General features: G+C 64.1%; 23 protein-coding genes. 19 read left to right on the plus strand and 4 right to left on the minus strand.

Annotation, left to right across the window (positions count from 1 at the left end):
* Positions 1-130 precede the first annotated feature (130 nt).
* The 3 genes from Q0030_RS12955 to Q0030_RS12965 are packed head-to-tail and all read left to right on the plus strand — an operon-like array spanning position 131 to position 2,775.
* Complete coding sequence (locus Q0030_RS12955; protein WP_298367335.1) at positions 131-655, plus strand: MarR family transcriptional regulator; 525 nt, start codon at positions 131-133, stop codon at positions 653-655.
* Between the two features lie 2 nt (positions 656-657).
* Complete coding sequence (locus Q0030_RS12960) at positions 658-1,380, plus strand: response regulator transcription factor (protein WP_173640582.1); 723 nt, start codon at positions 658-660, stop codon at positions 1,378-1,380.
* A 9-nt stretch (positions 1,381-1,389) separates the two neighbouring features.
* A complete protein-coding gene (locus Q0030_RS12965; RefSeq protein ID WP_298367231.1) occupies positions 1,390-2,775 on the plus strand; it encodes an ATP-binding protein in 1,386 nt (461 codons plus the stop codon).
* A gap of 525 nt (positions 2,776-3,300) precedes the next feature.
* Here the strand turns inward: Q0030_RS12965 and Q0030_RS12970 are convergent.
* A complete protein-coding gene (locus Q0030_RS12970) occupies positions 3,301-3,831 on the minus strand; it encodes a DUF3617 family protein (protein WP_097671589.1) in 531 nt (176 codons plus the stop codon).
* Between the two features lie 43 nt (positions 3,832-3,874).
* Positions 3,875-4,174 (minus strand): hypothetical protein, encoded by a 300-nt coding sequence (locus Q0030_RS12975; protein ID WP_298367234.1) that lies wholly within the window; start codon positions 4,172-4,174, stop codon positions 3,875-3,877.
* A 166-nt stretch (positions 4,175-4,340) separates the two neighbouring features.
* Between Q0030_RS12975 and Q0030_RS12980 the strand changes: the two genes are divergently transcribed.
* The 4 genes from Q0030_RS12980 to Q0030_RS12995 all read left to right on the plus strand — a co-directional run bounded on the left by Q0030_RS12980 (position 4,341) and on the right by Q0030_RS12995 (position 7,129).
* The gene (locus Q0030_RS12980) at positions 4,341-4,835 is read left to right on the plus strand and encodes a hypothetical protein (protein WP_298367236.1); all 495 of its coding nucleotides are present in this window, start codon (positions 4,341-4,343) and stop codon (positions 4,833-4,835) included.
* Positions 4,836-4,949: 114 nt separating this feature from the next.
* Complete coding sequence (locus Q0030_RS12985) at positions 4,950-5,636, plus strand: ribonuclease T2 (protein ID WP_298367239.1); 687 nt, start codon at positions 4,950-4,952, stop codon at positions 5,634-5,636.
* A gap of 159 nt (positions 5,637-5,795) precedes the next feature.
* Entirely contained in the window at positions 5,796-6,656 is an 861-nt protein-coding gene (gene rlmJ, locus Q0030_RS12990; RefSeq protein ID WP_298367240.1) for a 23S rRNA (adenine(2030)-N(6))-methyltransferase RlmJ, read from the plus strand.
* A 260-nt stretch (positions 6,657-6,916) separates the two neighbouring features.
* On the plus strand, positions 6,917-7,129 hold the full coding sequence (locus Q0030_RS12995; RefSeq protein ID WP_016844477.1) for a cold-shock protein: 213 nt from the start codon (positions 6,917-6,919) through the stop codon (positions 7,127-7,129).
* A 275-nt stretch (positions 7,130-7,404) separates the two neighbouring features.
* Here the strand turns inward: Q0030_RS12995 and Q0030_RS13000 are convergent, their stop codons facing one another.
* Positions 7,405-8,025: an outer membrane protein gene (locus Q0030_RS13000; RefSeq protein WP_298367243.1), complete on the minus strand. Its 621-nt coding sequence runs from the start codon at positions 8,023-8,025 to the stop codon at positions 7,405-7,407.
* A gap of 264 nt (positions 8,026-8,289) precedes the next feature.
* Between Q0030_RS13000 and uvrC the strand changes: the two genes are divergently transcribed.
* The 7 genes from uvrC to Q0030_RS13035 all read left to right on the plus strand — a co-directional run bounded on the left by uvrC (position 8,290) and on the right by Q0030_RS13035 (position 15,356).
* On the plus strand, positions 8,290-10,404 hold the full coding sequence (uvrC, locus tag Q0030_RS13005; protein WP_298367245.1) for an excinuclease ABC subunit UvrC: 2,115 nt from the start codon (positions 8,290-8,292) through the stop codon (positions 10,402-10,404).
* 192 nt (positions 10,405-10,596) lie between these two features.
* On the plus strand, positions 10,597-11,211 hold the full coding sequence (pgsA, locus tag Q0030_RS13010) for a CDP-diacylglycerol--glycerol-3-phosphate 3-phosphatidyltransferase (protein WP_097671595.1): 615 nt from the start codon (positions 10,597-10,599) through the stop codon (positions 11,209-11,211).
* On the plus strand, positions 11,208-11,459 hold the full coding sequence (moaD, locus tag Q0030_RS13015) for a molybdopterin converting factor subunit 1 (RefSeq protein ID WP_298367251.1): 252 nt from the start codon (positions 11,208-11,210) through the stop codon (positions 11,457-11,459). Before pgsA ends, moaD begins: the two co-directional genes overlap by 4 nt.
* Before the next feature lie 8 nt (positions 11,460-11,467).
* Positions 11,468-11,935, plus strand: a complete 468-nt coding sequence (locus tag Q0030_RS13020; protein ID WP_298367254.1) for a molybdenum cofactor biosynthesis protein MoaE — start codon at positions 11,468-11,470, stop codon at positions 11,933-11,935.
* A complete protein-coding gene (gene prmB / locus Q0030_RS13025) occupies positions 11,935-12,906 on the plus strand; it encodes a 50S ribosomal protein L3 N(5)-glutamine methyltransferase (RefSeq protein ID WP_298367256.1) in 972 nt (323 codons plus the stop codon). Before Q0030_RS13020 ends, prmB begins: the two co-directional genes overlap by 1 nt.
* A 176-nt stretch (positions 12,907-13,082) precedes the next feature.
* Positions 13,083-14,489, plus strand: a complete 1,407-nt coding sequence (locus Q0030_RS13030) for an EAL domain-containing protein (RefSeq protein ID WP_298367258.1) — start codon at positions 13,083-13,085, stop codon at positions 14,487-14,489.
* Positions 14,490-14,501: 12 nt separating this feature from the next.
* Positions 14,502-15,356: a TIGR01459 family HAD-type hydrolase gene (locus Q0030_RS13035; protein ID WP_298367261.1), complete on the plus strand. Its 855-nt coding sequence runs from the start codon at positions 14,502-14,504 to the stop codon at positions 15,354-15,356.
* Between the two features lie 255 nt (positions 15,357-15,611).
* On the opposite strand, the gene Q0030_RS13040 is transcribed toward Q0030_RS13035, so the two are convergent.
* Positions 15,612-16,007 (minus strand): response regulator, encoded by a 396-nt coding sequence (locus Q0030_RS13040; protein WP_016844467.1) that lies wholly within the window; start codon positions 16,005-16,007, stop codon positions 15,612-15,614.
* Between the two features lie 214 nt (positions 16,008-16,221).
* Between Q0030_RS13040 and Q0030_RS13045 the strand changes: the two genes are divergently transcribed.
* From Q0030_RS13045 to Q0030_RS13065, 5 genes are all read left to right on the plus strand, one after another.
* Positions 16,222-17,205, plus strand: a complete 984-nt coding sequence (locus Q0030_RS13045) for a bifunctional riboflavin kinase/FAD synthetase (RefSeq protein ID WP_298367264.1) — start codon at positions 16,222-16,224, stop codon at positions 17,203-17,205.
* A 17-nt stretch (positions 17,206-17,222) separates the two neighbouring features.
* Entirely contained in the window at positions 17,223-17,750 is a 528-nt protein-coding gene (locus Q0030_RS13050; RefSeq protein WP_298367341.1) for a sugar O-acetyltransferase, read from the plus strand.
* Positions 17,751-18,319: 569 nt separating this feature from the next.
* A complete protein-coding gene (locus Q0030_RS13055) occupies positions 18,320-18,502 on the plus strand; it encodes a hypothetical protein (protein WP_298367267.1) in 183 nt (60 codons plus the stop codon).
* A gap of 157 nt (positions 18,503-18,659) precedes the next feature.
* Positions 18,660-18,860 carry a hypothetical protein gene (locus tag Q0030_RS13060; RefSeq protein ID WP_298367270.1) on the plus strand — a complete coding sequence of 67 codons (201 nt, stop codon included), beginning with the start codon at positions 18,660-18,662 and terminating at the stop codon, positions 18,858-18,860.
* 111 nt (positions 18,861-18,971) lie between these two features.
* A complete protein-coding gene (locus Q0030_RS13065; protein WP_298367272.1) occupies positions 18,972-19,208 on the plus strand; it encodes a hypothetical protein in 237 nt (78 codons plus the stop codon).
* Positions 19,209-19,258: the final 50 nt, after the last annotated feature.

The raw sequence follows: 19,258 nt of genomic DNA on the forward strand, positions 1-19,258 counted from the left end.
GCCTCACAGGCTTTTTCAGGCCGTCTCAAACGCTGTCGGAAACGAAGCGATCTAATGTTTCGTCGTGACAGGCAGTTTTGTAACATTGAACCCAAGATACGTCAATATGACTGACATAAATTTCTCAGGCATGGCTGCCAAGCCCGATTCGGAGGGAGATGATCACGCTCCTGCGGCGGGCGGCCGCGACCTGCGCTGGGACATCATCGAGCTCTTGTTCTTCGCCTACCGCGACTTTGTCGGCGACGCCGACCAGGAATTGGAGGCGTTCGGCTTCGGCCGCGCCCACCACCGCGTCATCCACTTCGTCACCCGCTATCCCGGCCTGAAGGTCGCCGACCTGCTCGACGTCCTGCGCATCACCAAGCAGTCGCTCGGTCGCGTGCTCAAGCAGCTGCTGGACGAAGGCTACATCGTGCAGAAGACCGGCAACAACGACCGCCGGCAGCGCCTACTCTACGCAACGCCGAAGGGCGAGGCGCTAGTCGCCAAGCTCGCGGGGCTACAGACCGACCGCATCAACCGCGCCGTCGCCGGCATCGATCCGGCCGGCGTCGAGACGGTTCGCCAATTCCTCCGCGCGATGATCGACCGCGACGATCCCGACAAGGTGCTCGAAGCGATCTTCGGCGGCGGCAGAAAAACAAGGGAGTGAACCTGGTGCAGGCTGCAACCCTGATGCGCACGCCGGTCGAGCCGGCCGACGATGCGCCGCATCTCCTGCTGGTCGACGACGACCGGCGCATTCGCGACCTGTTGTCGCGCTTTCTCTCCGGCGAGGGCTATCGCGTCACCACGGCCATGAGCGCCACCGACGCGCGCGCCAAGCTGCTCGGGCTGCATTTCGACCTGCTCATCCTCGACGTGATGATGCCCGGCGAGAACGGCTTCGACCTCGCCCGCTTCATCCGCACCTCCTCGACGGTGCCGATCATCATGCTGACCGCCCGCCACGAGGCGGAAGCCCGGATCGAAGGCCTGCAGATCGGCGCCGACGATTATGTCGCCAAGCCGTTCGAGCCGCGCGAGCTGGTGCTGCGCATCGGCAATATCCTCAAGCGCACCGCGCCGCCGCAAGTCACGGTGGTCGAGCAGATCGCCTTCGGCCCCTACATCTTCCACATCGAGCGCAGCGAGCTGCGCCAGGGCGAGGAGATCATCCATCTCACCGACCGCGAGCGCGAGATGCTGCGTATCCTCGCAAGCGCGCCCGGCGAGACCGTGCCGCGCGGCGAATTGACCAGCGGCGGTACCGTCAATGAGCGCGCGGTCGACGTGCAGATCAACCGCCTGCGCCGCAAGATCGAGCACGATCCCGCCAATCCGTTGTTCCTGCAGGCGGTACGCGGCATCGGCTATCGCCTGGTCGCCTCGCCGTAAGATCCAGCCATGAGCACGCTCGACACCGGCCTGACCCTGATCAAGAACGCCTCGCAGCGCGTCTCGAAGGCGAACGGCTGGATGGGCAATGCGTTCAAGAGCTGGATGCCGACCGGCCTCTATGCGCGCGCGCTGCTGATCATGATCGTGCCGATGGTGATCCTGCAGACCGTGGTCGCGTTCGTGTTCATGGAGCGGCACTGGAACACGGTGACGCGCCGCCTGTCGGCTGCGGTCGTATCCGACATCGCCGCGCTGATCGACGTCTACAAGATCTATCCGCAGGACAAGGACCGCGCGCAGCTTCGCGGCATCGCCCAGAAGCTGCAGCTCGTGGTCGACTTCCTGCCCGCCGGCGACATGCCGCCGCCGGGGCCGAAGCCGTTCTTCTCGCTGCTCGACCAGACGCTCTCGGTGCAGCTCGGCCGCCAGATCAGCCGCCCGTTCTGGATCGACACCGTCGGCAAATCCAACCTGGTCGAGATCCGCGTGCAGCTCGACGATTCCGTGATGCGGATCTTCGCCCAGCGCAGCGCGGCCTACGCCTCCAATTCAGAGATCTTCATCTTCTGGATGCTCGGCACCTCGACGATCCTCTTGATCGTCGCCGTGCTATTCCTGCGCAACCAGATCAAGCCGATCCTCAGACTGGCCGATGCCGCCGAAAGCTTCGGCAAGGGACGAGAGGCGCCGAACTTCCGGCCGCGCGGCGCGCGCGAGGTGCGGCGCGCGGCGCAGGCCTTCATCGAGATGAAGGCGCGCGTCGAGCGTTCGATCGAGCAGCGCACCGCGATGCTCGCCGGCGTGTCGCATGATCTGCGCACCATCCTGACCCGCTTCAAGCTCGAACTCGCCTTGATCGGCGAAGGCCCCGAGATCGACGCGATGCGCAAGGACGTCGACGAGATGTCGATGATGCTGGAGGACTACCTTGCCTTCGCGCGCGGCGATTCCGGCGAGGTCGCGCAGCCGACCGACATGGCGATGGCGCTGGAGGAATTGCGCAGCGACGCCGAACGCCACGGCCACACCGCGACCGTCGCGTTCCACGGCCTGCCCGTCGTCACGGTGAAACCGGCCTCGTTCAAGCGCTGCCTCGCCAACCTCGTCTCCAATGCGGCGCGCCACGCCAACACGATCTCGATCACCGGTCAGCGCGACCATCGCTATCTCAACATCACGGTCGACGACGACGGCCCCGGCATTCCCGTCGCCATGCGCGAGGAAGTGTTCAAGCCCTTCCTGCGGCTCGACGACGCCCGCAACCAGGACGAAGGCGGCAGCGGCCTCGGACTTGCGATCGCCCGCGACATCGCCCGCTCGCATGGCGGCGACATCATGCTCGGCGAAAGCCCGATGGGCGGCCTGCGCGCCGCGGTGCGGATTCCAGTGTAGCTACCAGCGGTAGGACAACGTGCCGATCACCTGACGCCGTTCGCCGGCATAGCAACAGCCGGACTGGCGATGCACGACACTGGAACGATTCAAGATGCGCAACACTGGAGCGATTCAAAAAGACATGTCGTCACAGCAAACATTTCGGCACGGCGAATTCGTTGCACGTCGTCTCCCTCAGAGAGTCTCGCGTGCGAGACACGCAGCGATCATTCAATGATGTTGATGTCGCCCAGCAATGCGCGCTTGCGCGTGGCCGCGACCAACACCCGATGTCTTGTTTGACATCCATTCTATTGAAGGTGAGAGGCCGGTGACCGTTGTGCGGAGTCGGCGCACACGATCCAACGGCATCATTGCAAGCTGACGGGGTCGCGCGAACGCACGCCCGACGACAGGCAGCGCAAAACCGCTTGGCAATCTTGTCGCGGGCTGCCCGCAATGATGGTGGTGCAAAACGCCACGTCCTCTCAACATGAGAGAGGACGTGCTCAGGCGCGCGGCGGCGATCGAAGGCGCTGCGCCCTACTTCTGCTTGGGCAGGAGGCCCTTCAGCTTTTCCATATCCTTGACGTTCATCTTCATGCCGCCGGGCATGATGATGTCACCGGGCTTCTGGTCGCTCTTGCAGGCGCCGAGCCATTTCGCCTCGATGGTCATCGTGGTGTCGCGGGAGCCGGCCGCGCCGCCTTCCGCGTGCGAGGTGCTCTTGACGGTGTAGGCGGAATTGAAATCGCCGACGATCTCGGCATGGCTCTTCATCGACATGCCGGCGACGCTGCACACGCTGTCGCTGACATAGCCGGTCGCGGTCTTCTGGATGTCCTGCTTGGAGCAGACTTCCTTGGCCATCGGCGAGGCCGCGGCGCTCATCTCCTTGTCGGTGGTCTCGTCGGTGCAGTGCTGCATGGTGATTTCCGGCATCGGCCCGCCGGTGCGCACCATTTTCATCTCCCACAGACCGGCCTTGCGGATCGGCAGGTCGACGGCGCTCGCGGCACCGGTGGACAGGACTAGGCAAACAGCAGAACCAAGCAAGGCAAGCTGTCGGGTCATGCGGTGAGCTCCCGGCTGAACGATCGAAGGATTTGGAGTGCGCTCAGTAGAGCGTGCGCACCGGCCTCTGGGCCGAACCATAGGGCACCCAGCGGCAGGAGAACGAGATGTAGCCACCCGGGTAGCGCTGCACCGCAAGGAACTTGACCACCTTGCCGTAGGAAGCGCAGTGATCGACGGCGAGCTGCCGCGCGTCGGTCTGGGCCGCCAGCGAATAGGCGATGATGCCGCCGGTATCATTGCCCTTGAACGGCGGCACCGGCTGCATCCAGTCGGCTCGCGCCGGACCAACGGCCAGCATCCCGCAAACGGCAACCAGGCACGCGGCCAATTTCGTTCGCATCGCAGACTCCATTTCGCTTGCGACCAACATAGAGTGCGCCGGCGATCATGGAAAGAACGAGCCGGCTCGTGGAGGTGGACTTCTCCGCAGGTGTTGCCGCGCTGCACTTGACCTCGCCGGGGCTTCACGGCACCGTCCGCCGCATCTGATCATCGGGTGGATTCCCATGCGCAACCTGTTCAACTCCCCCAATAAACTCGGCCGCACACTTGGCCTCGGCGCCGCGCTCGTGGCCGGCACGCTGGCTTTCGGGGGTACGGCCCAGGCCGCCAATCCGTTCGAATTGAATTTCTGGCTGTCCGGACCGCGCTACGACGGCAATGTGGCCCCCTGCGAGAGGGCGCTGCCGGTCATCAGCTCGCAATTCCACGAAAAGGAAGCCACTTTCTGGAATTCGCCGCTCGTGATCACCGGCTTCAGCCGGATTCACGAAACCGCATTCCGCCCCTGGCAGTCCGACAACATTCCGCGCCGCTATTGCTCGGGCGATGCGATGCTGAGCGACGGCAAGGTGCGCAAGGTGCACTATTCGATCATCGAGGACGGCGGCTTTGCCGGGATCAGCGACTCTCTCAGCCTCGAGCCGGGCGTCAACTGGTGCGTCGCCGGCCTCGACCGCAATTGGGCCTACAACCCGTCCTGCAAGGCCGCCCGGCCCTGATTTTCGACCAGTTCGGTCATAACGGAAGCCGCCGCCATCCAGACGGCGGCTTTTGTTCTTGAAATGTTCTCACGGCCTGCTAGGCTCCGAATGGTCGCGTGAGGGGAGCGTTTGATGCCTCGGTTGGTCACAATTTCCCGATTTCTGATTTCAGCTGCCTTTGTCCTGTGTGGTGCAGTTGGGGCCTCGGCCCAGGATCGCCGGCAGAATGCGCCGGGTGAGTTCGATTTCTACGTGCTGTCGCTGTCGTGGTCGCCCTCGTTCTGCGAGGCGGCGAGCGAGCGCGGCAACAACGGCCGCGGCACGCAGGCGCAGTGCGGCGGACGGCCCTACTCGTTCGTGGTGCACGGGCTGTGGCCGCAATATGAGCGGGGCTTTCCGGAATACTGCCAGCGGCCCTCGCCGCGCCTCGCCCGCAACATCATGACCTCGATGCTCGACCTGATGCCGGCGCCCGGGCTGATCTACAACGAGTGGGACAAGCACGGCACCTGCTCCGGCCTCGGCGAGCGCGCCTATTTCGAAGCCATCCGCAAGGCCCGCGCCGCGGTGAAGATCCCCGAGGAATTCCTGCAATTGACGGAGCCGAAGACGATCGCGCCCGACGAGCTGGAGACCGCGTTCATCAAGGCCAATCCGGGGCTCAGCAACTCCGCGATCTCGGTGACCTGCGACAGCAAGCGGCTCAGCGAGGTGCGGATCTGCCTCAGCAAGGATCTGCAATTCCGCTCCTGCGAGGAAATCGATCGCCGCGCCTGCCGCCGCGATCAGGTGCTGATGCCGCCGGTTCGCGGCGGCTGACGCCTCGTCCACGTCACGGCCAGGCAGACGCGCGCCGTCGCGCCGAGTATCCCGGCCATCGACGCCATCACGAAACTAGCGAGATCAGGCATGATGCCCGGGACAGGCCGGGCATGACGCAGTACAACATGCGCACCCTCTGGAGCGCAGCGTCATCGCATGAACTATCGTCACGCCTTTCATGCCGGCAGCTTTGCCGACGTCATCAAGCACATCGTGCTGGTGCGCATGCTCACCTACCTGCAAGAGAAGCAGGCGCCGTTCCGCGTCATCGACACCCATGCCGGCGCCGGCCTCTATGATTTGACGTCGAGCGAAGCGCAGCGCGGCGGCGAATGGCTGACCGGCATCGCGCGACTGATGCAGGCGCGGCTCTCCGACAAGGCGCTGCCGCTGATCGGGCCCTATCTCGACATCGTCAGGGCATTCAATCCGCGAGGCGAACTGAAAGCCTATCCCGGCTCACCGTTGATCGCGCGCGCGCTGCTGCGTCCGCAAGATCGTCTCACGGCCTGCGAGATCGAGCCTGTGGCGCGCAAGCAATTGATCGATGCATTGCGACGCGATGCGCAGGCGCGCGTCGTCGATCTCGACGGCTGGATGGCGTTGCCTGCATTCGTGCCGCCGAACGAACGACGCGGCCTGGTGCTGATCGATCCGCCATTCGAAGCGAAGGACGAGTTCGAGCGACTGGCCAGTGCTTTTACGGAAGCGTTTACGAAGTGGCCGACCGGCACGTATCTTTTGTGGTACCCCGTAAAAACCCGGAGAGCTACCGACGAGCTCGCGCGCAGCGTGGCTGCTGCAGCAGCAAGCAGTCGGCCCGCGGGCAAATGCTTGCGCTTGGAATTCAGCGTGGCGCCGCAAGAAACGGGCGCAGGCCTCGTTTCCACCGGCCTTTTGATAGTGAATCCGCCGTGGACGCTGGCGGGCGAGCTGAAGATCATCCTGCCCGAACTCGAGAGACCGCTTGGTCAAGGCGGTGCCGGACGCTTCAGACTCGAAACGCCTAAACCTTGATCTACAGCTCCCACTGAAAAGTTCAATTTTGAGCATAGGCAACGCGCGCGGAACCGTATTATGCTCATCCTGTTACGACTGGCTTTACGTTCCGCTTCCGCGAATGGTTGCGGCGGAGTGACAAGGCCGAAATAAATCCAGACAGACCGGCGGCGTGACGCCGGCCCGTTCAGGTGGCCAAGCTTCCGACAAGCGAATGTCGGTCAACCGCTACGCGGCGTGCGCGTAGCGGTGGAGCAATACGGGGGAGGAGTTTCCCGATGGCCATGACTGGGACAGTCAAGTTCTTCAACGGAGAGCGTGGCTATGGCTTCATCAAGCCTGACGATGGCGGCCGCGATGTGTTCGTTCACATCACAGCTGTCGAGCGCGCAGGGTTGAAGGACCTGACTGAAGGACAGCGCATTACGTTCGAGGTTGAACCCGACAAGAAGGGCAAGGGCCCGAAGGCGGTCAACCTGGTGGTTTCATGACGAGCGCGCGCGGTGCGTAGCTCGTGATGAACGGCGAATGAAGCGTTGCGTGTGAGTTGATTGCCGGGCGCGTGGCTCGCACCCGCTGCATGATCCTCTGCATGATGCGGACGCGATTGGCGGTGCCCGCATATCTGATGCGTGCGGCTCACCGACTGGATTCGCGGACGCTGCCGCGCGCGCGGTCCACGCGTCATGTCCAAGCGATCAGCAAAAAAGAAAAACCCGGCCGCGCGGGGCGCAGCCGGGAGTTGATGTTCGACGTCTTCTTGTTCTCAGAAGTGATAGTTGATGCCGGCGCGAACCAGGCTGAAGCTGTAGCCGTTCGACGCGCCGCCGGTGATCGTGAAGTTGCTGTTGGCGAGATCGACGTAGAGATATTCGATCTTGGCGCTCCAGTTCGGGGCAAAGCCCATTTCGGCGCCGGCGCCGACGGTGAAGCCCGCATTGGTATGCGACTCCGTGATGCCGAAGGTCTCGCCGCGCAGTTCGCCGAAGGCGAGACCGCCGGTCGCGTAGAACAGCACGTTGTTGACCGCATAGCCGGCGCGGCCGCGCATGGTGCCGAACCATGGGTTGGAGAACTTCCAGGGCGCGAACCGATCGTCGGCAGTGGTGCCCTGGATATCGGCCTCGATGCCGAACACCCAGGGAGAGCCGTTCTGGAAATTGTAGCCGGCCTGCACGCCGCCGACGAAACCGGACGGCTTGGTCGGGTTGTTCTCGACCGAACCCCAGCCGTAGCCGACGTTGCCGCCGAGATAGGGCCCGGCCCAGCTATAGGCATTGAGCGGCTGATAGACGGTATAGGGCGAGCCGTAGTTGAGGTCGGCCGCCGCCGCCGAAGTCGTCCAGCCTGCGACGATCAGTGCCAGCGCACGCGCAACAAACCTCATAGGTACTCTCCACCACGCAACTGCCGCAGCCCGCAGGCCCAAGGCCGGCGTGGTTACGGAATTCCACTTTTTTCGCTAAGGTTTATCGAGAGTTTTAAGTTAAAGGGTTGTTAAGCCCGGTTACCGGCCCGCTCATCAGTCTTAACAATGTGTTACCGCCCCGCCCCGGCGGCCATGCCGGGCCGATAACCTGCTGCAATCGGGTTGTTTTTCCTGCGCCGCCGGCGCTGGCGACCGGTCCCCCAAGCGCTTAATTTACGGCCCATGGTTCACGATTCTCCCGAACGCCCGACGCCGGCCCCCAAGGCTGATCTCAAGACTGATCCCAAGGCGGCCCTCAAGCCACGGCGCAGTTCAAAGTCCGACCTGCCGCAGGACGACCTGACGCTCGACACGAGCGACGTCGATCCCGAGAGCTCCACCGCCGAGGAGGACGACGAGGCACGTCTACCCGAGGCGTCGGAGGACGCCAGCGAGACGGTCGCCGAGGGGACGCTGTCGATCGGGCATGCCGCGATCGAGAACGCGGTCCGCCTCGCCCCGACCTCGCCCGGCGTCTATCGCATGCTCAACGCCGCCAACGACGTGCTCTATGTCGGCAAGGCGAAGAACGTCAAAAAGCGGCTGTCGTCCTATGCGCGGGCCAACGCGCCGCTGCCGGCGCGCATCCTGCGCATGATCGCGGCGACCACGCATGTCGAAATCGTCTCGACCATGACCGAGACCGAGGCGCTGCTGCTCGAAGCCAATCTGATCAAGCAGCTCCGCCCGCGCTTCAACGTGCAGCTACGCGATGACAAATCGTTTCCATATATTTTGATATCGGGCGATCACTGGGCGCCGCAGATTCTCAAGCATCGCGGCGCGCAGTCGCGGCCCGGGCGCTATTTCGGCCCGTTCGCCAATGCGGGCGCGGTCAACCGCACCATCACGGCACTGCAGCGCGCGTTCCTGATCCGCTCCTGCACCGACGGCTTCTTCGAGAGCCGCAGCCGGCCCTGCCTACTCTATCAGATCAAGCGCTGCGCCGGCCCCTGCACGCGCGAGATCGATTTCCCCGGCTATAGCGAGCTGGTGCGCGAGGCGACCGAATTCCTCTCTGGCCGCAGCCACGCCGTGAAGCAATTGCTCGCGGCCGAGATGGAGAAAGCCTCCGGCGAACTCGAATTCGAGACCGCGGCGCTGTACCGCGACCGTCTCGCGGCGCTGTCGGCGATCCAGTCGCAGCAGGGCATCAACCCGCGCACGGTCGAAGAGGCCGATGTGTTCGCTATCCACCAGGAAGGCGGCTATTCCTGCGTCGAGGTGTTCTTCTTTCGCACCGGCCAGAACTGGGGCAACCGCGCCTACTTCCCGCGCGCGGAGAAGAGCTTCACGCCCGAGGAGGTGCTGTCCTCGTTCCTCGCGCAATTCTACGACGACAAGCCGCCGCCGAAGCTGATCCTGCTGTCGCACGAGATCGAGGAAAGCGCGTTGCTCGCCGACGCGCTGTCGGTGAAGGCCGGATCCAAGGTCGAGGTCTCCGTGCCCAAGCGCGGCGAGAAGAAGGAACTAATCGGCCACGCGCTCACCAACGCGCGCGAGGCGCTCGGCCGCAAGCTCGCCGATACCGCGACGCAAAGCCGGCTGCTGGAGGGCATGGTCACGACGCTCGGGCTGCCGCACACGCCGAAGCGCATCGAGGTCTACGACAACAGCCACATCCAGGGCACCAACGCGGTCGGCGCGATGATCGTGGCGGGACCCGATGGGTTCATGAAGAACCAGTACCGCAAGTTCAACATCAAGTCCGAAGGGCTGACGCCCGGCGACGATTACGGGATGATGCGCGAGGTGCTGGAGCGCCGCTTCAAGCGGCTGCTGAAGCCGCCGGAAGGCGAGGCCACCAAGGCAAGGGACAAGGCCGACGACGCGTCGTTCCCGCAATGGCCCGACCTCGTCATCATCGACGGCGGCCGCGGCCAGCTCAACGCGGTCCGGCAGATTTTTGAGAACCTCGGGCTGACCCAGGTCTCGCTGATGGCGGTGGCCAAGGGGCCGGAGCGCGATGCGGGGCGCGAAACCCTGTTCATGCCGGACCGCGAGGCCATCAAGCTGGAGCCGCGCGACCCGGTGCTCTATTTCATCCAGCGGCTGCGCGACGAGGCCCACCGCTTCGTGATCGGCTCGCACCGCAAGCTGCGCAAAAAGGACATCCGCGAGGCCGGGTTGCAGGAAATCCCGGGCATCGGCCCGTCGCGCAAACGTGCCTTGCTGCACCACTTCGGAACGCTCAAGGAGATCGAGCGGGCCTCGATCGCCGACCTCGGCAAGGTTCCCGGCGTCAGCGCCGAGAGTGCCCGCAAGATTTTCGAGTTTTTCCACGCCCAGCCGGGTTAAACCAAAGGCGAGTCATCAGGGCGTCGCCTGCGACAGGGCATCTAGGGCATGATGCGGAAAAGCGGCAAGCAACGTTCTGAAAAGATCATGCATAAACAAGGGGCTAAGGTGCCATGACGATTCAGCGTAATCTCGCCGCGCTTTGGCGCCCGCACGGTTGACCTTCTCCCTTCAGCGGTATTGGTAGAACGGATGAACATCGCGACGACCCGGGGACAGGGCAAGACCATGTCCCTCCCGAATATCCTGACCTACGCCCGGATCGCCGCGATCCCGGTGGTGATCGGCTGCGTCTACTGGCAGTCGATCCTGGACGGCCCGTTGTGGCTGCGCTGGGTGGCGCTGGCCGTGTTCATTGCGGCGGGGATCACCGACTATCTCGACGGCTATTACGCGCGGATGTGGGACCAGCAGTCCGCGTTCGGCCGGATGCTCGACCCGATCGCCGACAAGCTGCTGGTGGCCTCCAGCCTGCTGATGCTGGCCGCCGACAATTCGATCCATGGCTGGACGCTGTGGGCGGCGATCGTGATCCTGTGCCGCGAGATCCTGGTCTCCGGCCTGCGCGAATATCTCGCGGGCCTGCGGGTCAGCGTACCCGTCACCAAGCTTGCGAAATGGAAGACCACGATCCAGCTGGTGGCGATCGGCTTCTTGATCGCGGGCGAAGCCGGCGAGCAGGTGTTCCCGGCGACCACCCTGATCGGCATCGTGCTGCTCTGGATGTCGGCGATCTTCACGATCTACACCGGCTGGGACTACTTCCGCGCCGGCATCCACCACCTCATCAAGGAGGATGAGGGATGAAGCTGAAATATTTCGCCTGGGTGCGTGAACGGATCGGCAAGGCCGAAGAGATCGTCGAGCCGCCGGCCGAGGTGCGCACCGTCGCCGAGCTGATCGGCTGGCTTGCCGCGCGCGACGACGGCTACGCTCATGCCTTCGAGAAGCCCACAGTGATCCGCGCCGCGATCGACCACGCCCATGTCAAATCGGACGCGGCAATCTCCGGCGCCCGCGAGATCGCGTTCTTCCCGCCGATGACCGGCGGCTAGATCTTCCAATGGCTATCGCAGCGACCATCCGGATCCAGCAAGCCGACTTCGACGTCGCTCAGGAGATCGCAGCCTTGAGCAAGGGCCGCACCGATGTCGGCGCGGTCGTCAGCTTCAGCGGCATCTGCCGCGGCAGCGAACAGGGCGAGCCGATCGCCGCGCTGACGCTCGAGCATTACCCCGGCATGGCGGAAGCCGAGATTGCGCGTCATGCCGACGAGGCGCTGGCGCGCTGGCCGTTGCAGGGCCTCACCATCATCCATCGCTTCGGCCGCATCGCGCCGGGCGAGAACATCGTGCTGGTCGTGACCGCCTCGGCGCACCGGCAGGCCGCGTTCGAGGCAGCCGAGTTCCTGATGGACTATCTCAAGACCAACGCACCGTTCTGGAAGCGCGAGGAAAGCGCGCGCGGCACGAATTGGATCGAGGCGCAGGGCCATGACGACGCGGCCGCCGCGCGCTGGACCAAATCCTGATGGCCAAGCGCAGCAAAGTGCCGGCCAGGCGCAGCCCCGCCGCGCCGAAAGCGCCCGAGAAAGCACCCAAGGTCGGCGCCGGCGAGCTTCAGACCCTGTTCGATTTCCTGCGCTACGCGGTCAGCCGCTTCAACGCGGCAAAGCTTGTGTTCGCGCATGGCACCACCGATCCGGTGGCGGAAGCTGCATTCCTGATCTGCGAGACGCTGCATTTGCATCCCGACCAGTTCGAGAATTTCGCGACCGCGCGCGTCACCGTCGCCGAAGGCAAGCAGATCCTGGACCTGATCGAGCGGCGGATCGCGACGCGAAAGCCGGCCGCCTATCTCGTCAACAAGGTCTATATGCGCGGCCTGCCATTCTATGTCGACGAGCGCACCATCGTGCCGCGCTCCTTCATCGGCGAATTGCTGGACTCGCATTTCGGCGGCGACGTGGACGGCACCTCGCTGATCGGCGATCCCGCCGAGGTCGAACGGGTGCTCGACCTCTGCACCGGCTCCGGCTGCCTTGCGATCCTGGCCGCCCGGCATTTCGCCAACGCCGCGGTCGACGCGGTGGATATTTCGAAGGATGCGCTCGAAGTCGCCGCGCGCAACGTCGCCGACCACGGCCTCGACGATCGCCTGACGCTCCATCGCGGCGACCTGTTCAAGCCGCTCGGCGATAAGCGCTACGATCTCATCATTTCGAACCCGCCCTATGTCGATGCCGAGGGCATGGCCGCGCTGCCGCGCGAGTGCCGCGCCGAGCCCAAGATCGCATTCGACGGCGGCGCCGACGGGCTCGATATCGTCCGCCGCCTGCTCGATGAGGCCAGGCAGCACCTGACCCCGCATGGCGGGCTGCTTTGCGAAATCGGCCGCGGCCGCGACAATCTCGAGGCCGCCTATCCCAACCTGCCGCTGCTCTGGCTCGACACCGAGGACTCCGAGGGCGAGGTGTTCTGGATCGCTGCCGCCGACCTCTGACCGGCACGCCGCGGCCGGCTCCGGGCGATTACGGAGCCCGACTTCGCGGCCGACCAAGACGAAGCGAAAATCGTGTGCAGTTCCAGCCGGTTCGGAAGATCGCTGGCCCGTCGAATCAACAATGGTGCTAAGCTTGCGCTCCGGGGACGTTCGGAGAGAGGGCGCGGGCGCGCGACATGATTCGCATTTCGACGATCTTCATCGCCATCTGCATGGTGCTGGTCGCAGCCTCGCTCGGCTTCGTCCTGTATTCGGTGGCGGGCATCAGCGGATCGGAATCGGCGATCGTGGCGCTCACCGCCCTCACCTGCCTGATCCTCTACAACGCCGTCTCGATGCGGCTCCGCGACCGCAGCGACGTCGGCGGCCAGATCGCGGACCTGTCGCGCGGCACCGCCGACCTCGCCCGCCAGGTCGCCGAATTCGGCCGCCGGCTGGCCGCAGTCGAAGGCCGCGTCGCCTCGGCGAACTCCACCGGCGCCGACCGGATCCAGGGCATGGCCGGCGAGATCAACGAGCTTGGCGGCCTGGTGCGGCAGCTTGCGGCGTCCGTCGCCCATCATGAGGATTTGCTGGCGGCAGCTCCGGTGGCGCAGCCGGTCGCCGCGCCGCGCGACGATCTGCTGCAACCGGTCCCGCCGACTCCAACCGTCGCGTTTGCGCCGCCGCCGACACCACCGTCGGCGATCTCGCGCAGCCAGACCCAGCTCATTGGCGCGATCCGGCACGCCATCGACGAGAACCGTCTCGACATCTACCTGCAGCCGATGGTGACGCTGCCGCAGCGCAAGGTGCGCTACTACGAGGCGGTGACGCGGCTGCGCGACGAGCGCGACCAGGTTCTTGCCGCCGACGATTTCATCGAGGCCGCCGAAGTCGGCGGCCTGATCGGCCGCATCGACCACATGGTGATGCTTCGCTGCGTCCAGGTGCTGCGCCGCCTGATGATCCGCAGCAAGGATGTCGGCGTGTTCTGCAACGTCTCGGCCGCGACACTGGCCAGCCCGCAGCACTTCACCCAGTGTCTCGACTTCCTCGAGGCCAACCGCGCGCTGGCGCCGTCCTTCGTGCTCGAGTTCAAGCAGGCGACCTTCCGCAATCTCGGCCCGGTTGAAAGCGAGAATCTCGCGGCGCTGTCGCAGCGCGGCTACCGGTTCTCGATGGACCACGTCAGCGACCTCCGCCTCGAGCCGCGCGAGCTCGCCGATCGCGGTGTCCGCTTCATCAAGGTGCCGGCCGCGCTGCTGCTCGACGCGAGGCAAAGCGCGACCGCCGATATCGATCCCTCCGATCTGTCCGACCTGCTCGGCCGCTTCGGCATCGACCTGATCGCCGAACGGATCGAGGGCGAGCGCTCGGTGGTCGACCTGCTCGACTACGATGTCCGGTTCGGCCAGGGCTTCCTGTTCGCGCCGCCGCGACCGTTGCGGCCGGAAGGGGCATCTGCTACCGCCGAGGCTCCGCAGACCAAGCCCCAGGACCTCAATGGCGCCGGCACTTCCGCACCCGTCTCCAGCCCCGCAGCGCCACCGCGCACAACCGGCAGCGCCGCGCTGGCGCGCCGCGCGCTCGGGCCAAATTAGCCGGCTCGCATCATGACATCGTTGCGTTTCGTGGAGCGGCTGCGCGACCTCACTGGCGACGTCGACGTCGTGCTGTCGGACATCTGGGGCGTCGTGCACAACGGGCTGGAATCCTTTCCGGAGGCCTGCGAGGCGCTGCACACGTTCCGCCAGCAGGGCGGCACCGTCATCCTGATCACCAACGCGCCGCGTCCGGCCGATTCCGTGCAGCGCCAGCTGCGCAAGCTCGGCGTCGCCGACGAGACCTATGACGCGATCGTCTCCTCGGGCGACCTGACGCGCCACTTCGTGGCCGATCATCCCGGCCAGAAAATCTTCTGGATCGGCCCGGAGCGCGATAGCTCGATCCATCGCGGCCTCGACGCCACATTGGTACCGCTCGAGCAGGCCGACTACATCATCTGCACCGGGCTGTTCGACGACGAGACCGAATCCGCCGAGGATTATCGCGACACGCTGCTGAAGGCGCTCGAACGCAAGCTCACGCTGGTCTGCGCCAATCCGGACATCGTGGTCGAGCGCGGCGACCGGCTGATCTATTGTGCCGGCGCGGTTGCCGAACTCTATCGCGAGCTCGGCGGCGATGCGGTCTTCTACGGCAAGCCGCACCGGCCGATCTACGAGCGCGCCATGGCGCTGGCGGCCGAGCGCCGCGGGCGTCCGACCGAACTTAGCCGCGTGCTTGCGATCGGCGATTCCGTGCGGACCGACCTCACCGGCGCCCATGGCTTCGGCATCGACCTCCTGTTCGTCACCCGCGGCATCCATTCCGAGCAGTTCGAGGGCATCGAGCAGCTCGACCCCGCTTCGGTGAAGGAGTTGTTCGGCCATCCACCACGCGCGCTGATGCGCGAGCTGAAGTGGTAGCGGGCAACCCCGCAGAGGCGCGCTGCCAAAATATCGAAAACAACCCCATGCAAAGTAGCCGGCGGCGGCCGACGTTCGGCCAGCCAACTTGACACGTCGGGCAACTCAGAGATATTTTCTAATATTCCGAAATCGTGCAGACGCCTTCCCCCGTCGTCCCGCAAGCAGGCGGGGTGCAGAGAAGCCATCAAACGCAAATGCCCGGGACGAGCCCGGGCATGACGTGAATTTCAGTTGGTGCGACGGACGAGCGTCTTACGCGGTCGCCATGTCCGGGAAGACCGCCTCGATCTTGGTCTTCAGCGTCGCCGCATTGAACGGCTTGACGATGTAGTTGTTCACGCCGGCCTTCTTGGCCGCGATCACGTTCTCGGTCTTGGATTCCGCCGTGATCATGATGAAGGGCGTGGTCGCGAGATTGGGATCGGCACGGACTTCCTTGAGCAGGTCGTAGCCGGTCATCGGCTCCATATTCCAGTCGGAAATCACCAGGCCGTACTTCTTGCCGCGCATCTTGTTGAGCGCCGCAGAGCCGTCGGAGGCATCGTCGATATTCTCGAATCCAAGCTGCTTGAGAAGATTCCGGATGATGCGGATCATGGTGCTGTAATCATCAACCACCAGAACCGGCATGGACAAATCAACCGCCATCTTTTCCCCCAAAACCACTAACGCAACTTGGCTTCTGCACAAACGCAGCTTTCCGCCAACGACTAACAGCAGGCGTTAAACAGCGCGTTAACCGGCTGAATCCGGATTGTTACGGATTTGACGCGATTTTCGTTAGCCTTGACTTCCACGCCGCCGCCGCGTCACGGTCCGGCGCGCAACAATCATGCTTAAGAATCCTTGAAGAATCCCTGACATGAGCACCGGCTTTACCGTTATCCGCGACAACACCCCCGAAAGCGCTATCCCAAAGGGCGCCGTGGTCGCGATGGGAAATTTCGACGGCGTCCATCTCGGTCACCGCGCCGTGATCGGCGCGGCGCTCGCGATGGGCAGAGCGCGCGGCGTGCCTGCGCTCGCCGTGACCTTCGAACCGCATCCGCGCAGTTTCTTCAGCCCCAACACCCCGCAATTCCGTCTCACGGACGAGACCAACAAGCTGCGGCTGCTCGCGTCCACCGGGCTCACCGGCGCCGTCGTCATGACCTTCGACAAGGCGCGCGCCGGGACCACGGCACAGGACTTCATTCATCACGACCTGATCGGCCGGCTCGGCATCAGCGGGATTGCGGTCGGCTACGACTTCCATTTCGGCAAGGGCCGGGTCGGCTCGCCGAGCCTGCTCGTTGCCGAAGCGCCGCGGCTCGGCATCGAGGTCGATGTGCAGGCCCATGTCGACATCGAGGAACGCCCGGTCTCCTCCAGCGCGATCCGCATGGCGCTCGCCGAAGGCCAGGTCGACGACGCCACCAGGATGCTGGGCGGACCGTGGTTTGCGACCGGCAAGGTGATCCATGGCGAGAAGCGCGGCCGCGACCTCGGTTACCCCACCGCCAACATCCGCCTCGACAAGCATTGCGGCTTGAAGCACGGCATCTATGCAGTGCGGGTCGGCAAGGCCCAGGGAAATGACAAAGTGCGGCTCGACGGTGTCGCAAGCTTCGGACGCCGGCCGACCTTCGACAACGGCGCGCCGCTGCTCGAAGTGTTCCTGTTCGACTTCAAGGGCGATCTCTACGACACGGTGCTCGATGTCGCCTTCATCAGTTTCATTCGCGAAGAGCTGAAATTCGACACCGTCGAAGCGTTGATACGCCAGATGGATGACGACAGCGCCAGGGCGCGCGCGGCATTGGCCGCAGCGCCGGACGCGTTCCCGCAGCTCGGAGTGATTGGTTGAAGACAGAGAAAGAGAAAATGCTGGCGGGCGAGCTGTATCGCCCGGATGCCGAGCTCGCCGCCGACCATACCGCGGCGGAACATTGGATGACGCGCTACAACGCGTCAGGCGCATCGTCCGCAGCCGAGCTGCACGCCCTGCTCTCCGCGCGCTTCCGCAAGGTCGGCAAGGACGCCGTGATCCGCCCGCCGTTCTTCTGCGACTACGGCACCAATATCAGCCTCGGCGACGGCGTGTTCCTCAACTTCAATTGCGTCATCCTCGACGTCGTCGAGGTCGTGATCGGCGATCGCACCCAGATCGGACCCGCCGTGCAGATCTATACCGCCGACCACCCGCGCGACGCCGCGACCCGCCGCGCCGGGCTTGAATTCGGCCGCCCGATCCGGATCGGCAGCGACGTCTGGATTGGCGGCGGTGCCATCATCCTGCCCGGCATCACGATCGGCGACGGCGCCCTGGTCGGGGCCGGCAGCGTAGTGACGCGGGACGTCGCCCCCGGCGCGATCGTGGCGGGGAATCCGGCCCGGCCGCGGGCTGCCTAGAGCGGGATGAGATTAGGTTGAACTGGAGGGACGTCTGAGGTTCACCTCTCCCTTGGGAGAGGTCCGCGCGGAGCGCCGGGTGAGGGGTTACGGTCCTTCGTTAGAGCTGCGGCCCCTCACCCGACTTGCTACGCAAATCGACCTAAGAGCGAGCTTCGCTCGTCTCGACCCCGCAGGGGAGAGGTGTGTCGAACCCGAGGCCAAACTGCTTCAAGCTAACTTGATCCCATTTTAGCCACCCGGGGGGGCCGTATTTAAGCCCCCGTGTCCTAAGTTGATTTTTGGACTGTCCTAATTCCGATTAACCGAGCGGAAACCAAGGCTTGGCCGCCGTTCTCGGTAGGACTACTGAGTCGGCCATCGGATGTTCTGGCTTGAGCAATCCTTATGGTCCGCCAAGTGTTCTTCATCCCCAGAGGAGAAGTGTTACCGGAGTTCTCCGTGGGTGAACGTAGTTCCTCAAGCCGGGTGCCGGTGGCTCGCCGAATTCCGTAGACCAGATGCCTAGAGCGGTTCTAAGTTCGCCCTTGATCTCCGGGAAATCCAGGCGTTCAGGAGCGCTCTGGATCATGAGGAACTACAAGGCTTACATCCTTGGGGAAGATGGCCACTTCATCGAGCGCGTTGACCTACTTTGCGACGATGACGAGGCCGCGAAGGACGAGGCAAGGAAGCTCGCTATCGGCCAAGTAGTGGAGCTGTGGGAGAGCGCGCGCAAGATCGCGACGTTTCACCCAACAAATCCTGGGTAATGCCTCAGTTTGAAATCTGAGGGCTTTTTGGGTTCCATCTCCTGGAACGGCTCGCCTGTCCAGAAGCTAATGGATCATCACCGGACGACCATCGGCATATCGGTGATGAGATCGCCGTCACCGCGCTCCCCGCCCAACGTTCCACAGGAGCAGCGCCATGAGGAAGCGGCGTCGTTTCAAACAAACCCAGTCACTAGAGGAACGCCTTACTGAAGAGGCTAAGAGCCTGCGTGAGGAAGCCGAGGCGCTTGCTCCATGCGCCAAGAAAGAGGCCTTGCTGAGGAAGGCGCGGCAGGACGAAACCGCCGCTCATCTGACGGATTGGCTGATGTCACCAGGATTAAAGCCGCCCACATAGCAACCATCACCTCACGGCCCCGTTATCAAAAATCACCGGCAACAAGGAATTTCAGGCGTCGGTGGCTGAGAGTTTCTATGCGCTCCCGCCTTCATGGATGGGAGCGCTCAAATGGCCTTCTATTTCTTCGACATCCAAAGCGGCCGAGAGTTCTTCGCGGATGAAGAAGGGTTGGATTTGCCCAACCAAAAGTCCGCCGAAATCGAGGCGATGCAGACCCTCGCCGGGATGGTGAAAGACTCGGTTTTTGTAGATGACCGTCCCGATATGGCGATTGAGGTGCGCTCTGCAACCGAGCGATTGTTTTGCGTCTCTCTCGTCTATCGCAAAAACGGCACGAAGCATTGAGGGCGCCTCGCCCGAGATCAGCACGGACGGCCTTCATCCCTACAAGATGG

The organism is uncultured Bradyrhizobium sp. (genome assembly GCF_947648125.1).
Lineage (GTDB): Bacteria > Pseudomonadota > Alphaproteobacteria > Rhizobiales > Xanthobacteraceae > Bradyrhizobium.